13 protein-coding genes and 2 pseudogenes are annotated in these 14511 nt (G+C 63.5%); 3 read left to right on the forward strand and 12 right to left on the reverse strand.

Annotation, left to right across the window (positions count from 1 at the left end):
- The 4 genes and pseudogenes from X726_RS0136285 to X726_RS143275 form a co-directional block, all read right to left on the reverse strand.
- Nucleotides 1-304 (reverse strand): annotated as a pseudogene (locus tag X726_RS0136285) (DUF58 domain-containing protein); the annotation flags it as partial.
- The gene (locus tag X726_RS143285; protein ID WP_023672533.1) at nt 301-1257 is read right to left on the reverse strand and encodes a MoxR family ATPase; all 957 of its coding nucleotides are present in this window, start codon (nt 1255-1257) and stop codon (nt 301-303) included. The gene X726_RS143285 and the pseudogene X726_RS0136285, both read right to left, overlap by 4 nt.
- Entirely contained in the window at nt 1244-2449 is a 1206-nt protein-coding gene (locus tag X726_RS143280) for a hypothetical protein (protein WP_023672534.1), read from the reverse strand. Before X726_RS143280 ends, X726_RS143285 begins: the two co-directional genes overlap by 14 nt.
- Nucleotides 2446-3078 (reverse strand): DUF4129 domain-containing protein, encoded by a 633-nt coding sequence (locus X726_RS143275; protein ID WP_033001978.1) that lies wholly within the window; start codon nt 3076-3078, stop codon nt 2446-2448. Before X726_RS143275 ends, X726_RS143280 begins: the two co-directional genes overlap by 4 nt.
- A gap of 144 nt (nt 3079-3222) precedes the next feature.
- Between X726_RS143275 and X726_RS143270 the strand changes: the two genes are divergently transcribed.
- Both X726_RS143270 and X726_RS143265 read left to right on the forward strand, forming a co-directional pair.
- Nucleotides 3223-4080 carry a hypothetical protein gene (locus tag X726_RS143270; protein ID WP_023672536.1) on the forward strand — a complete coding sequence of 286 codons (858 nt, stop codon included), beginning with the start codon at nt 3223-3225 and terminating at the stop codon, nt 4078-4080.
- A gap of 146 nt (nt 4081-4226) precedes the next feature.
- Nucleotides 4227-5027 (forward strand): hypothetical protein, encoded by an 801-nt coding sequence (locus tag X726_RS143265; protein ID WP_245272163.1) that lies wholly within the window; start codon nt 4227-4229, stop codon nt 5025-5027.
- A 107-nt stretch (nt 5028-5134) separates the two neighbouring features.
- On the opposite strand, the pseudogene X726_RS143260 reads toward X726_RS143265, so the two are convergent.
- From X726_RS143260 to X726_RS143230, 7 genes and pseudogenes are all read right to left on the reverse strand, one after another.
- Nucleotides 5135-5419, reverse strand: a pseudogene (locus X726_RS143260) (hypothetical protein); the annotation flags it as partial.
- 66 nt (nt 5420-5485) lie between these two features.
- Nucleotides 5486-5890, reverse strand: coding sequence for a hypothetical protein (locus X726_RS143255; RefSeq protein ID WP_023672539.1), 405 nt, complete (start codon nt 5888-5890; stop codon nt 5486-5488).
- A 173-nt stretch (nt 5891-6063) separates the two neighbouring features.
- Nucleotides 6064-7704, reverse strand: a complete 1641-nt coding sequence (locus tag X726_RS143250; protein ID WP_023672540.1) for an ABC transporter substrate-binding protein — start codon at nt 7702-7704, stop codon at nt 6064-6066.
- Between the two features lie 247 nt (nt 7705-7951).
- The gene (locus X726_RS143245) at nt 7952-9043 is read right to left on the reverse strand and encodes an alpha/beta hydrolase (protein WP_023672541.1); all 1092 of its coding nucleotides are present in this window, start codon (nt 9041-9043) and stop codon (nt 7952-7954) included.
- 3 nt (nt 9044-9046) lie between these two features.
- Nucleotides 9047-9724, reverse strand: coding sequence for an isochorismatase family protein (locus tag X726_RS143240; RefSeq protein ID WP_023672542.1), 678 nt, complete (start codon nt 9722-9724; stop codon nt 9047-9049).
- 337 nt (nt 9725-10061) lie between these two features.
- Nucleotides 10062-11366 (reverse strand): Xaa-Pro peptidase family protein, encoded by a 1305-nt coding sequence (locus X726_RS143235; protein ID WP_023672543.1) that lies wholly within the window; start codon nt 11364-11366, stop codon nt 10062-10064.
- Nucleotides 11367-11792: 426 nt separating this feature from the next.
- Entirely contained in the window at nt 11793-12689 is an 897-nt protein-coding gene (locus X726_RS143230; protein WP_023672544.1) for a GlxA family transcriptional regulator, read from the reverse strand.
- Between the two features lie 183 nt (nt 12690-12872).
- Between X726_RS143230 and X726_RS143225 the strand changes: the two genes are divergently transcribed.
- On the forward strand, nt 12873-13370 hold the full coding sequence (locus X726_RS143225) for a GAF domain-containing protein (protein WP_023672545.1): 498 nt from the start codon (nt 12873-12875) through the stop codon (nt 13368-13370).
- On the opposite strand, the gene X726_RS143220 is transcribed toward X726_RS143225, so the two are convergent.
- A complete protein-coding gene (locus tag X726_RS143220) occupies nt 13367-14443 on the reverse strand; it encodes a YeiH family protein (protein WP_023672546.1) in 1077 nt (358 codons plus the stop codon). The two genes, X726_RS143225 and X726_RS143220, sit on opposite strands and share 4 nt — an antisense overlap.
- Nucleotides 14444-14511 lie beyond the last annotated feature (68 nt).

Below are 14511 nucleotides of genomic sequence, written 5' to 3' on the forward strand. Positions count from 1 at the left end.
CCAGCGGTTCCAGCCGCTCGTCATGGCCGAGACGCGCCTGCACCGCGCGCGGCCGTCCGCTGAGCCTGGCGGTGACATTGACGGTGAACTGGCCGCCGACGCTGACTTGCGGCGGGGCATGGATGCTGGCATCCAGGGAAGCCCGTCCGCGCCCGGCGGCGGCGTCCACGGCCAGGAAAGCAAGCAGCACGCAGATCCACAACAGGCCGAGATACCACAGCGACGGCAGTGCGAGCGCGATCAGGAAGGCCGGTATTGCACCTGCCGCACCTGCCCAGACTGCCCGGCCGCTCGGATAGATCAACGTGGCGCTTCCGTCTGGTCGACAAGGTCGGTGACGATCTGCTCGACCAGGCGGCCGTCGATCTGCGCCGCCGGCGACAGGATCACGCGATGGCGCAGCGCCGGCACGGCAAGCGCCTTGACGTCGTCGGGGATGACATAGGCGCGCCCGTCGAGCGCTGCCCGGGCGCGTGCGGCTCTCGCCAGCATGGCGCCCGCACGCGGGCTGGCGCCGACTTCCAGATCGGGGCTGGCGCGCGTGGCCCGCACCAGCCTGGCGATATAGTCGACGACATCATCGACCAGCGTAACCTCGCCGACGGTCGCCAACGCCTTTTCCAGCGTCTTGCGGTCGGCCTGGGCCTTGATGCCGTACTGCTTGATGTCGTGCGAGGCGGTGCCGCCGCCATGGTGGATGATGATCGCCTTTTCCTCTTCCGGGCCGGGGTAGCTCACCCGGTGCTTGAACAGGAAACGGTCGAGCTGGGCTTCGGGCAGGGGATAGACGCCCTGGTGCTCGATCGGGTTCTGCGTCGCCACCACCATGAAGTTCGGGCCGAGCGCATGGGTGGTGCCGTCGAAGGTGACGGCATGTTCCTGCATCGCCTCCAAAAGGGCGGCCTGGGTCTTGGGCGGCGTGCGGTTGATTTCGTCGGCGAGCAAAAGGTCGCAGAAGATCGGGCCGCGCGTCAGCGTGAATTGCCCGGTCTGGAAATTGTAGATGTTGGAACCGACGATATCGCCGGGCATCAGGTCGGGCGTGAACTGGATACGGCCATAGGCGACCCCCAGCGCCTGGGCAAAGCAGCGCGCCGTCATCGTCTTGGCCGTGCCCGGCGGTCCTTCGAGCAATATATGCCCGCCGGCGAACAATGCCGTCAGCATCAGATCGACCGTATCGTGTTGCCCGGTGATGGCCTTGGCCACCTCTTCCCTGATCTGTGTCGCCAGGGCCTTCACATCATCGACGTTCACCGAGCCTCCTTGCCGTCCAGTCGTGCAGCTTTTCGGCTGCATCATGCATTTGTGTCAGGGTCTTTGCCGCGTTCGCAGCTTGCAGGCGGGTCGTGAAACCGCTGGCTTCGTCCTTGTCGCGGGAATCGAGCCAGCGGTCGAGCGCTTCGCCCTGCAAACCGTGCGGCGCGCCGAGCAGCGCGCCGGCGCGCACGCGTGCCAGTGCTCCATAGCGGTCGCCCAGTTCCTCCAGCCGGCCAGCGCGGCGCAACAGCATCGCCGTGGTATCGACCAGCGCGCGCTTGCCGAAGGCGATGGCGCGCTGATCGGCCCGCGGCGGCCCGAACCGGCCAAGGCCATGCAGGAAGGCAAGTGCCGCCGCCGCCAGGATGGTCAGCGTCAGCGCCAGGAAGGGCGGCTCGACCAGAAGCTTGGCGAGATCGTATTTTCGCCCGACGCCATGCAGCGTCAGGTCGAACATGACGGCACCCTTTTCGGGCTGGAGGAGCTCGATCAGCTTGAGCGCCGCCGCCGCCTTGTCGGGATCTTTCAAGCCAGCGTTATTGATGAGATCGGGGTCCGTCAGAATGTAGAACCGCTCGTCTTCGACCTCGGTCAGCACGGCCTTGCCGTTGCCGGCGGCAATCAGCGGGTGTTCGTCGGCCACCCATTGCAACTGGTCGGGAACGCTGACCACTTGCCCTGAGACGTCGAGTTGCTTGACCGTGGTCTCACCTTCGCCGAGCTTGGCCTTGGCGATGCGGCCGAGCCAGTCGTTGACCACGACGTCCGGCAGTCGCTGGATCTTCATCTCCCAGCCCTCATGCTGGAACAGCGGCAAGGTCGCCCATTTGGGCAGAACGAACAGCGTATCCAGGCCCTTTCGAAGCTTGATGATGTTGGCAAGCGCATCCGGGTCGCTGTCGGGTGAAATGGTGACGATCAGCAGCATTTCGGTCTCGAGATCGCTGTCGGACCGCGCCATGTCGGGCGCTTCGCCGGTCAGCTTCAGCCATTGCGCCAGACCGGCATAGCCGATGCCGCTCTTCGACAGCGGGGTTGCGCCACCGACGCTCGGCTGGCGAAAGTCGGGCGCATAGGTGGACAACAGGAAGAAGCCTGCGGCCGCGAGCAGGCTGGCGAAAATGCCCCAGAACAGCGACCTGCGGCTGAACGGCTCCTGCTGGGCGATGTCGGCTGTCGCGTCGCTCACGTCCAGGCATCCCTGAAGACGAATCGCTCATAGGCGCTGCGCGCCTCCTGCCAGCCCTCGGGCCCGACCGGCCGGCGCGCGAACAACGCCGCCTCGACGATGCGCGCGATCTGGGTAAAGGCGCCACGCGCCCGCGTTGGCAGCGACGCCGCTCCCGCGATATCGCGCGCGGTCAGCGACGGGCGCAGGAAGTCGGGCAGGCGGCCGGCAATGTCGGCAACGCTGCGGCGCAGCAGGAGATGCACCGCCTCGTCATACTCGCCCCGGGCGGCCAGCGCATCGGCTTCCGACAGCAGGACCTGCGCGGCGCCAACGTCGGGGTGCCATGTCGCTTCCGCCTCGGTCACGCTCTTTTGGCGCCACCAGGGCAGGCGCCAGGCGACGCCTTTCACCTCAAGGAAAATCAGCAGCAGAATGATTGCGGCACCTGTGATCACGGCCCCCCAGAACAGGTAGATCATGTACGGGCCGAGCGATTTCAGGAACTCGCCCAGCGGCTTTAGCCACTCAGGCGTCTTGGGCTGTACGTAGGCCGGCAGGTCGAACTGGATCGAATCGTCCGACAGCAACTGCTTGTGCAGTTTGGCCAGCCATTCGGCTTGCGCAGCGTCCGGCTGTGCAGCAGTCACCTTTTCGCCCCCATGCAACCTGCGGTTCGCGGGCCGACACTGGCAATACGCCAAGGCAATTGCAAGCGGCGGCAACCGCAAGTATCAATATCGGTGATTTATACTTTCTGATTTCGGGTATCCATTAGTCGGGGGGAATGTAACATGACGTCAATCGCGAGCGAGCGGCCGGAACGGTTCAGCGTCGGCAGGGCTTTCAGCAATACGTTTTCGGTAATCGGACGCAGCTTCGTCCCACTTGCCGCCATCGTCGGCCTTTTTTCGACGCTGCCTGCGCTGCTGTACAACATCTGGAGCTTTAGACAGATTGCAAAGATAGCAGTACCTGGGGCGAGCTTCGAGCAATCGGCTATGGCGGGCTATGGTGCCGTTTCGATGATTGCCGGCCTGGTGCTCCTGATCTTGGCCTTTCTGGCGCAGGCGGCGCTGGTACGAGCGACAATCGAAGATTTGAACGGCAAGCGCCCGTCGATTGGCGATTGCATTCAGATAGCCCTGCGCAGCTTCCTCCCCACGCTCGGAATTGGTCTTGTGATCATCGTGGCAATGTTTCTGGTGGCGATGATATTAACGGTCATCACCATGGCCATCCCCATCGTCGGCGGTGTGATTGCACTTCTGTCGCTCATCCCCATAGCCATGTGGCTGATCAGCATATCGGTGGCTGTGCCCGTCGCAGTTCAGGAAAGGCCTGGCGTCTTCGCCTCGATTTCGCGAAGCAGGGCGCTGACGAAGGGAAGCCGCTGGCGGATATTCGCGCTGTTTCTGGTCCTCGGCATTGTTGCGATAGGGCTACAAGTGGTTTTCACCTTGCTGTTTCAGGCTGCTATTGCGAGCGGCGGGATCAGCACGACCGGTCTCATTGCCGCTGCCATCGGAAGCAGCCTGCTGTCGACAATCGTTTCGGCGGTGATTTCGGTGGCGATTGCCGTCACCTATGTCGAGCTGCGCCAGGTCAGGGAAGGCACCAGCGTCGACGAACTGGCGGAGATCTTCTCGTAACGAAGGTTTTGGCCCGAGAACAGCCAGTCATGTTGGCGCGATTGGCCGGGATCTAGCTCGGGCCGGAAGGGGTAATCGTGGCATCGACGGCGTCGGCGCGGCTTGAGAAGTTCCAGATCGGCAGGGTTTTCAACAACACCTTCGCCGTGATCGACCGCAATCCCGGTCTGATGATTGCTTTGGCGGCGCTTTTCCTGGTCCTCCCAGCAGTTGCGCTCAATCTGTCGAACCACTGGAATGGCGGCCCCAACGGCTACATCGCCGCACCTCCACTCGGCGCGAAGTGGGTCATTATGAGCAGCTCGTTCTTATCGCTCGTTTTAAGCCTGATCTATTTCGTTTGCGCGCTGTTGTTCCAGTCCTCGCTGGTGCAAGCGACGATAGAGGACCTGAACGGCAAGCGCCCGGCGATCGGCGACTGCATCCAGATAGCCTTGCGCAGCATATTCCCGACGCTGGGGGTGGGGCTGATTGTCTTTTTGGCCATGATCCTTGGCCTCATCGTGATGGGCATCGCCGGAATGTTGGTGCCGATCTTCGGAGCGATCATTGCCTTCGTGGTGTTGCTCGTTGCCGGCATCAGGTGGCTGCTCGGCATATCGGTTTCCGTGCCGGTGCTGATGCAGGAGCGGCTTGGCATGTTTGGCGCGATGTCGCGCAGCCGTGCTCTGACAAAGGGCAGCCGCTGGCCGATGTTCGGTGTCTTTCTGATCCTGTTTTTGGCGGCGCTTGCCTTCCAGATGATGTTTGCCTTGCTGATCGGCCTGATTTTCGCTTTCTTCAGCGGCCTCTCGACGGTCGCCCTGATTTTCGGCGCTATCGGAAGCGTCCTTATCGCGACGGTCGTGTCCACGGTGGCATCGGTGGCCATTGCGGTCGCCTATGTTGAACTGCGCCAGGTTAGGGAAGGCACCAGCGTAGACGAACTGGCGGAGATTTTCTCTTAGAAGGCGAAGCCGACTCGGCTGGTCGGGCGGCGGGGATTTCAGTGACAACAGCTTGGCCCCGCCTCCGCGCTCGTCCGACACAGGCACGACGAGGTGATCGCCACATCCCGCGCGAGCTGGACATGGTCGAAGCAGCGTTTGGCCGCACGGTCTGCCTCGTCCTTGCCGTGCTCGTTCCAGGTGAGGTTGTAAAAAGGCCCGGCGGCATAGGCGATGCCCCAATGCACGAAGGCGCAATCAGGATCTGTCTCCAGCGCCTTCTCGAAGCACTTTATGCCTTCCTCATGGTTTAAGCCGTAGCACCAGTTCAGCCCGATATCGAACCAGCGCTGCGTCTCGGCCGAGGCGGTGGAGATTGGACGGCGATAGGTGCCGAGGTCGAAGTGGTCCATGCGTTCTCGTGCAAAATATCGCGGCCAAAGTCTATCAGGCCTTGAACTCAATCTTGGGGTGCTGACCTAGGTAAAGTGCGAAGCAATCTGTTCGACAGGGTCCTTGTCTGGGCGCACCAAAAACCAGAAGATCAGCCCTGTAGCGCCACCGAGTATCCCTATGAAGGAGCATGCATAGAGAACTCCGCCGATTCCCAATGGAGGACTCCACTTACTGAGGCCGAAGACAAACGCTGGAACAAAAACTGCCAGAAAGCCAACGACGACGTATACCCAAAAAAACTCCCAGCGCCGTCGGGTCAGGACATAGAAGGCCGGAATTCCTACCACCGCCTCCACAACATAGAAAACAAGGGTTACGAAGATGAAGCCCGACAACGGCCCCGTCTCAGGGTGGTTCGCATGCCAATTGTAGCCGGGCAGGATCGCCGGAATAATGGGTGCAAGAATGAAAGCCCAACGGGCGCGCATGTGTATTCTCCGGAATGACGCGAGCCCACAGCGGCGCCTCGTCGACACACCAGACCGATCCACGGTCGCCGCGTCAAGACAGACACCGTCGTAAATGCTCGGAGTGCGCTGCAGGTATCTACCTGAGCGACATACCGCTCAGGTGCCAGCCGGTATGCGGCGTCCCCGAAGGATCAGCCCTCCAGCCACACCTTCTCAAAATGCTGTTCCAGCGACTGGTGCTGTTCGCAGCCTTGCACGCCTTTGCGATAGGTGCGGTAGACCGAGCGCCAGTAGGGCTGGATGATGATGCCGGCATCGCGCAAATTCTGCTCGATCCTGGCCATGATCTCCTTGCGCTGGGCGGCGTCCGGCGTTGCCAGCGCCTTGTCGAGGAGTTCGTCGAACTCTTTGCTGGCGTAAGCACTTTCGTTCCAGGCGGCGCCCGATTTGTAGGCGAGCGCCAGCACCTGGACGCCGAGCGGGCGGCCCAGCCATTCGGTTGTGGAGAAGGGGTATTTGCTCCAGTCGTTCCAGAAGGTCGCGGCGGGCAGCACGGTTCGCTTGATCTTCAGGCCGGCCTCACGCATCTGCGCGGCGATCGCATCGCCGGTGCTCTTTTGCCATTCGACGTCGACCGAGATCAGCTCGAATTCGTGGTCCGTCTTGCCGGCCTCGGCGAGCAATTTCTTGGCCTGTTCCGTGTCGCGCTTGGCCGGGCCGATATCGGCAAATTCCGGGTGCATCGGGCCGACATGGTGATTGTCGGCAGGCTTGCCGCGGCCGCCGAGGCCGAGCGCCAGCACGGCCGAATTGTCGACCGCAAGCTGGGCGGCGCGGCGCACCTTGACGTCGTCATAAGGCGCGTTGCCGACATTGAAGCGGGCAACGATGGTCGAGCCGGTGGCGATCTCGGAATTCAACAAGCCCATCTGCTCGGTCTGCGACACGGCGTCGGACGCGGTCTCATGGTCGGTGTCGATCTCGCCGGATTCGAACGCCGACAGCGTCGCGTTGGGGTCGGAGCCGTAATCGACCCATTTGATGCCGTCGAGGTAGAAGTCGCCCTTCCACCAGGGCTTGTCCTTGCGCTTCACCTCAGCACTTGTCTCGGCATTCCAGCTGACCAGTTCGCAGGGTCCGGTGGTGATCGCCAGCGCCTTCATCGGATCGTCGCCGCCCTCATAGGAGCGGTGCATGATCAGCGCGGGATAGTCGGCCATCCCTGCGATCAGCGAAATGTCGGGTTTCGGCAGATTGAGCTTTACGGTGAAATCGTCGACCTTCTCGATGCCGCCATCGACCGGCTTCTTGGTGTCGGCATTGACCAGCGCGCCCATGCGCGCGGCGACCGAATTGCCGGGGACGGAAGCGTCGCACCAGCGGTTGAGATTGTGGATGACGTCATCGGCGTTGAAGGCGTCGCCATTCGACCAGGCGATGCCCTTGCGCACATGCAGCGTCAGCGTCTTGGCGTCGTCGCTGGTTTCCCAGCTTTCGAGCAGCCACGGCTCGAAGGTGAAGTCGCGGTTCCAGCGCACCAGATATTCGTTGCAGTGGCGCGCCACATTGGACATTTCGACACCGTCGAAAGTGCGCGGATCCTTGAACCCCTTGACGTTCATGGCGACGCGCAAGGTGCCGCCGCGCTTCGGCTCCTGGGCCCGGGCAGGCGACGCGCTGAGGCCGCCCAGCGCCAGCGCTCCGGCAGCACTGACGCCGAAGCCGGCCATGATGGCAAGATATTCGCGCCGGTTGACGCCGCCTTTCCTGAAATCGTCGGCAACGGGCTTCGCCTGCGGGTGCAAATTGCGGTCGGTCAGCATGAATTTCATCGTCGTTCCCTCTTTTGTTGGGCGCCCCGACGGTCCGTCTCCGCTGGGGGCGGAGGCGACCATCGGGCGCGCCGTTGCCTGAGCAGGTGATGATAAAGCGGGCCCACCCAGGGAAATGTTCTCTTTTCCGCAATTCTTGTGCACTGCTCCGCAGAGGTAGACTGCCAATCTCCCCCCTTGTGGGGGAGATGTCCGGCAGGACAGAGGGGGCGCTGTCCCGCCATCCCGTCTGCCGACTGGAGTATCCTCACAGATAATCGTTGCGCTGATTTAGGATATTGAAGGGCCGCGATCCTTCGCGCCCCCCTCTGGCCTGCCGGCCATCTCCCCCNATCTCCCCCACGAGGGGGGAGATCAGCGCTTCGTCGTTCTTGCCGAGCACGGCGACGGCGGCGATGGCTGCAAGCGTGCACGCGAACGCCTCGCCGGCGCGCTGAACACTTTTGCGGGCGCGCAGAAAACTGTGCACGAGGCGGTTCTCCTCATACCACCAGGCGCGGCCGCCTGCCGCAACGATGCGGTCGCGATAGGTCTCGCCGTCCGATGACAGCGGATCGCATTGGGCGGTGATGATGACAGTCGGCGGCAGGCCGGAGAAGTCATTGTCGCTCAGCGGCGAAAAAGTCGGGTCGTCGGGCGACTGTGCCGGGGCAGCGCGAATGGTGCGGTAGAACGCGATGTCGCGCAGTGTCAACAGCGGTGCGTCGGCATGTTCGACATAGGAGCCGGCACTCTCGTCGCCGCCGAGGCCGGGATAGATCAGCACCTGGCCGACCGCCCGGCGCAGGTGGCGGCGCGAGGCGTGCGCGACCGCGGCGGCAAGGTTGCCGCCGGCGCTTTCGCCAACGAGCACGATCGGCAGGTCCGTTGTCACCGCCGCCCATTCGAACACGGTCAGCGCGTCGTCGAAGGCGGCCGGGTGCGGATGCTCCGGCGCCAACCGGTAGTCGGCCGAGACAACGTCGAAACCGGTGCCGGCGCAGATCTCGGCGCAGATGTCGTCATGGCTGTCGAGCCCGCCAAGCACAAAGCCGCCGCCATGATAGTAGACGATGACGGCGCGCACGGGCTTGCCCGCCATCCGGTAGTAGCGGATCGGGATGGCGTGCCCTGCATCGGCGGCGATGATGCCGCCGCTGGCCGAAACCCCTTTGGGACAACCCTGATGGAAGGCGCGGCACATCGCATCATAGACCGACCTTTGCTCGGCGATCGGAAGTTCGGCGATTTCTGGCGGGAACCAGTCATTGACCAGGTCGATATACTCCCACAGCGCCGGATCGAGCAGGGTGGCGTATTTCCCCCGCCTGGCGATCTTGAGCTTGTGGACCGTGCCCATCTCTCAGAGCTCGCCGTAGAGCCGTTCGGCGTTTTCAAAGGTGAAGCGCAGCGGCACCGAGCCCTCGACCCGCCATGCATCGACGGTGTCGCCCGCCATCAGCCGGCACGCGTCTATCGTGTTGGTGACGGCGCCGCCATAGAGCCGGTTGGCAAGGTTGAGGATGGCGGTCTGGTGCATGGCGGCACTGCCGCTGCCGCAGGCATCCTTGACCAGAAGCACACGAAAGCCGGATGCGACCGCGTCCTTCACGGTGGCGTCGATGCAGGCCTCGGTCCAGACGCCGGCGACGATCAGCCATTCGATGCCGCGCGCCTTGAGTTCGGTTGCGCCAGGTCCGGCGCCGAAGGCGCTGGCCTGCGTCTTGACCAGCATCGTCTCGCCGGCCGCGGGCGCCACCTCATGGCAAATCTCCGTCAGCGGATCGGTCTTGTCGGAAAAGGCGGACTTGCCGTCGGCGTCGAGCGGATGGAACGGACGCGCCTTGGCGGTATCGACGATATAGGCCCAGTGATACAGCGGCACGAAGTTGCGCCGCGCCGCCGCCTGCAGGCGCTGGACGTTGGCAAGCACCTCGCCAAAACCTTCGACCAGATAGCGCTTGTCCTGCCGATGCTCTTCCTGGAGGTCGATGAACGCCGCGGCGACCGTGCCGCGTTTGATCGAGATCCGGCTTTTCATGCGGATAGGCATTGGTTCGCGACCAACGCTATTCCGTTCAGCGAAGTGGCGCCAACAGTGGTGATTGGCCGGTGCCTCCCCACCTTCGTCATCCACGGGCGAAGCAGGAGCGAAGCTCCGTCGCGGAGACCCGAGGATCCATGCCGTGACGCTGGTCGGAGAGTGCGGCGGAGCAGAACTTGCACCGTTGCGGCGCGGATGAGTCCCGGCATGGATCCTAGAGTCTGCGCCGCGTCGCTGCGCTCCTTGCTTCGCCCTAGGATGACGAAGGCATAGCTGCCGCGACTATTCCCGAAGGTTTGCGATACCGCGCTGACGTTAGTGAGGGACGCTGCGATCAAACCTGCTTCTCCAGAAACTCATCCTCGTAGGGAAAGCGCGACAGAAGCTCGGTGCCGGTGTCGGTGATCAGGATCTCGTCCTCCAGCTTGACGCCCTCGCGGCCGCCTTTCTCGCCGATATAGCTTTCCACGCTCACCACCATGCCGGGCACGACAACACCGTCGCGGCCGTAGGTTTCATAGTCCATGGCGTGCGCTATGAACGGCGTCTCGCCATGCATGCCGACGCCGTGCATCACCGAGGTATAGCGCTGGTCGACGAAGCGGTCCGGGATTTTCCACGCCTTTTCGGCGATCTCGCGAAAAGCCATGCCCGGCCTGACGATCGAAATGTTGTGCTGAACCTGGTCGTGTGCCATGCGGTAAAGCGATTTCTGATAGCCGGTCGGCTTGCCCGGCCCGCAGCGGAAGGTGCGCGAAAAATCGGAATAATAGCCATAGCAGCCGATCGTGTCCGTATCGAGCGCCAGAAGCTCGCCCGGCCGGATCTTGCGGCCGCTGGCCTCGTTGAACCAGGGATTGGTGCGCTGTCCCGAGGTGAGCAGCCTCGTCTCGATGAACTCGCCGCCCTGGCGGATCACCTCGCCATACATGATGGCGAACAGATCGTTTTCGGAGACGCCGGGCTTGATCGCCTCGCGCACGGCGTAGACGGCGGCTTCCGCGCCGGCCATCGACACCTGCAGGCATTTGACTTCCTCGGGCGTCTTGACCGCCCGCACCCCCAGGATTTCGCCCTGGCAATCCCTGACGTCGCAGCCGCGCTTTTCCAGCGCCAGCGCCTGCAAATGGCTGCAGCGGTCGAGCCCGAGCTTCATCGAGCCGCCGCCGTGCTTCGTCAAAAGCTCGGCGATCTCGTCGGCGAAGGGACCAGCGGTTTCGTCGTCACGGCCCGACACCGAAGACCACACCAGCTTGGACGGCCGCGCCTCGTCGATCGTGTCGAGCACCATCGAGACATGGTAGCTCTGCGGGTACTCGAACAGCACGATCGGCCCGTCGGTCGGGATGAAGAAATACCGCGTCGAGTTGCGCAGGAAATAGCCGAACATGTTGCGCGAGCCGGTTGCGTAGCGCTGGTTGTAGGGGTCGAACAAAACGACGCCCCCATAGCCCGCCTCGCGCATCCAGCCGCGCAGCTTGGCCAGCCGGCCCTTGCGCAAGGCGTCGGCATCGATGAAGGACGGCTCGGTATCCGACAGCCACATGCCGCCGGCGGAGTCGGCCGCGACCGGGTGGCGCATGCGGTCCTTGAAATCCACATCCTCGGTGCTGTCGGGGTCGAAAACGACGATGCTCATTGGGTGCGCCTCCTGAAGGGCTAGACCATAGCCATGCGCCGAAAAATGTCTGTGCGAGAATCCGCAGATGTCGTGCGAAATGCCGCAAGAAGGGCATGGATACAAAGGGCAATGTTGCGATCCTTCGCGCCCCCCTCTGTCCTGCCGGACATCTCCCCCACAAGGAGGGAGATTAGCAGCTTTCGCGTCCCGCTCGCCCTGCAACGTTGGTGATTGGCGAAAGCCGAGGCGACATCTGATCTCCCCCCGTGTGGGGGAGATGTCCGGCAGGACAGAGGGGGGCGCTGTCCCGCCGACATCTCGAAAATGACGCTTCGATTTGACCGTGCCCGCCCTNTGATCTCCCCCCGTGTGGGGGAGATGTCCGGCAGGACAGAGGGGGGCGCTGTCCCGCCAGCATCTCACCGCGTTAGCGCGCAGCGCCCTCTAATGCCGCCGCATCGCCTTCGGCGCGTGCCCATGCTCCTCGCGAAACGCTCGGGCAAAACTTGACATGGACGCGAAGCCGCAGGCCAGCGCCACGTCTCGCACCATCAGCGTCGAATGGGCCAACAGGTCGGCGGCGCGCCGCAGCCGGAGCCGCCGGTAATATCCATTGGGCGAAATGCTGAGCTCAGTGCGGAAATTGCGCTCCAGCTTGTCGGAGGAGACACCGAGCCTTGCCGCCAGCTCCGTCATGCCGAGCNGCTCTTCCACCGCATCCTCCATGATGGCGATGGCCGACAGCACCAGTTCGTTCTGGACGCCGGTGCGCAGCCTGAGCGGCATCAGCTTGCGGTCGACGCTCGAACGCAAGGGGCTGTGCACGAACCATTCGGCAACGCCCGCCGCGAGCTCGCCGCCATAATCGTTGGTGATGATCTCCAGCATCATGTCGAGGCTGCCGACGCCACCGGCCGAGGTGAAGCGCTTGCGGTCGATGACGTAGAGATCGCGCCGGAGCTCGATATCCGGGAAGGCCTCGGTGAATGCCGCCTGGCTGGTCCAGTGCAAGGTGCAGGCATGGCCGTCGAGCAGGCCGGCCCTGGCGAGGAAGAAGGCGGCGTCGGCCACTGCGCCTATGTGAGCGCCGGCGCGCAGGCTCTTGCGCATCCAGGCAACCGCATCGTCGGCGACAAGCAGGTCCGCATTGCCGCCCGAGCAGACGACGATGCGATCGACCTTCGGCGCGCCGAACGCTGAGAATCCCGGTTGTATGACAACCCCATTGGATGCCTCGACCGTGCCCTGGTCGGCGCCGACGATCACCCAGCGATAGCACTCGCGCTTGGCCAGCACGTTGGCGGCGCGCAATGGCTCGATCACCGAACTGAACGCCATCATCGGAAAGCCGGGAAAGACCAGAACGGCGAAGGTGAGGGGACCTTCGCTCGCTGCGGGTTGCGCCCGGTCGTGTGTTTGGCTGGCACGGTCGGTATTCACAATTGTGTATTTCCCGGGAGCGTCATTGGTGGCAGACAGGAAATGTAGCGGGCTTTTTGGCCCGCCGGCAATGGAGACGACGCCATGTTTGCGGCCCAGACCATCAACAGCACCGACAAGCCAGCCTTCTACCGCGAACTGGCCACCCAGTTGAAGGCGCTGCTGGAAGGCGAGAGCGACTCCGTCGCCAACGCCGCCAACACATCGGCGCTGATCTTCCAGATGGTGCCCGATCTCAACTGGGCCGGCTTCTATTTCCTGGCCTCCGACGAGGAGCTGGTGCTCGGACCGTTCCAGGGCAAGCCGGCCTGCGTGCGCATCGCCGTCGGCAAGGGCGTGTGCGGCACCGCGATCGATCTCGAAATGTCGATGCTGGTCAAGGATGTGCACGAGTTTGCCGGCCACATCGCCTGCGACGCCGACTCGCGCTCGGAACTCGTCGTGCTGCTGAGGGACAGTGACGGCGTCTTCGGCCTGATCGACCTCGACAGCCCGACGCCCGGCCGCTTCGACAAGGACGACCAGGCCGGCATCGAGGCGCTTGCCGCGATCTATGTCGCGGCGAGTTCGTTCGAGGACTAAGCGAACTTCACCAGCATCAGGCTGAAGCCGCCGATGAACAGGAAGGCGCAGGAGGCGAGCGCCAGCGGGCGAAGGCCGCGCGAGCGCAGTTGCGAAATGTTGGCCTGCAGATCCATGGCGGCGAGCCCCATGGTCAGCATGATGGTGGTAGCGAACGCCATGGCCGACTTCACTTCGGCCGGCACGGCAACCAGGCTGTTCAGCGCCACGACGGCGATGAAAGCGGCGACGAACCACGGCATCGGCGGCCGCGCACCGGATTGGTCGCTTGGGCGATCGCCATTGCTCTTGCGGCGCGCCATCAGGCCGAGCGCGATGACCATCGGCGCCAGCAGGGCGACGCGGGTCAGCTTGGCGACGGTGGCGATCTCGCCGGACTGGGCGCCGTTCTGGAAGCCGGCGCCGATGACCTGTGCCACCTCGTGGATCGAGGCGCCGGCCCACAGGCCGAATGCGTGCTGGTCGAGGCCGAGCACCGGCGCCAGCAGCGGAAAGCCGAGCATGGCGACGGTGCCGAACAGCGTGATCGAGGCGACGGCATAAGTGACGTCCTCGTCGCGCGCATCGGTGACGATGTTGGTGGCAACGATCGCCGAAGCGCCGCAGATGGAGGTGCCGGCGGCAATCAGCTGCGCCAGCTTGGCGTCGACACCGATCAGCCGGCCAAGCGTAATGGTGAAGACGAAGGTCGCTCCAAGGGTCAGCGCCACGATGCCGACGCCGCCGGCGCCGATGGAGACGACCTGGCCGAGCGTCAGCTGAAAGCCGAGCAGCACGATGGCAAAGCGCAGCAGGCGCTTCTGCGAGAATGCAATGCCGGCCTTGGCGTGGGCGGGCGTGCCGAGCACGTTGGAATAGATCATGCCGGCGACGACGGCGAGGATCATCGGGCTGAACAGCGCGAAGCCGGAGACATTATGGGCCGAGAAGGCCACACCCGTAATCATCGCCACCAGCACGATCCCGGGGATGACGCCATTCCACACGGAACCGAGCCCCTTCCGGCCCACGGCCAGATCGGCGGAAATCATGCTGATCGGAATATCGTTCGCTAGCTGGGCGGCGGAAGACAATGCAATTCTCCACGCAAGTACCTCAGGAGAATGTCATTCCAGAATCGATCTTTCCAACGAATTGTTTT

The organism is Mesorhizobium sp. LSJC285A00, assembly GCF_000503155.1.
GTDB lineage: Bacteria > Pseudomonadota > Alphaproteobacteria > Rhizobiales > Rhizobiaceae > Mesorhizobium.

Excerpts from the sequence above, each read along its gene's own strand:
- X726_RS143235 (WP_023672543.1), bottom strand. The coding sequence starts at position 11,366 with ATGAGCATCGTCGTTTTCGACCCCGACAGCACCGAGGATGTGGATTTC.
- X726_RS143270 (WP_023672536.1), top strand. The coding sequence starts at position 3,223 with ATGACGTCAATCGCGAGCGAGCGGCCGGAACGGTTCAGCGTCGGCAGG.
- X726_RS143225 (WP_023672545.1), top strand. The coding sequence starts at position 12,873 with ATGTTTGCGGCCCAGACCATCAACAGCACCGACAAGCCAGCCTTCTAC.
- X726_RS143240 (WP_023672542.1), bottom strand. The coding sequence starts at position 9,724 with ATGAAAAGCCGGATCTCGATCAAACGCGGCACGGTCGCCGCGGCGTTC.
- X726_RS143250 (WP_023672540.1), bottom strand. The coding sequence starts at position 7,704 with ATGAAATTCATGCTGACCGACCGCAATTTGCACCCGCAGGCGAAGCCC.
- X726_RS143255 (WP_023672539.1), bottom strand. The coding sequence starts at position 5,890 with ATGCGCGCCCGTTGGGCTTTCATTCTTGCACCCATTATTCCGGCGATC.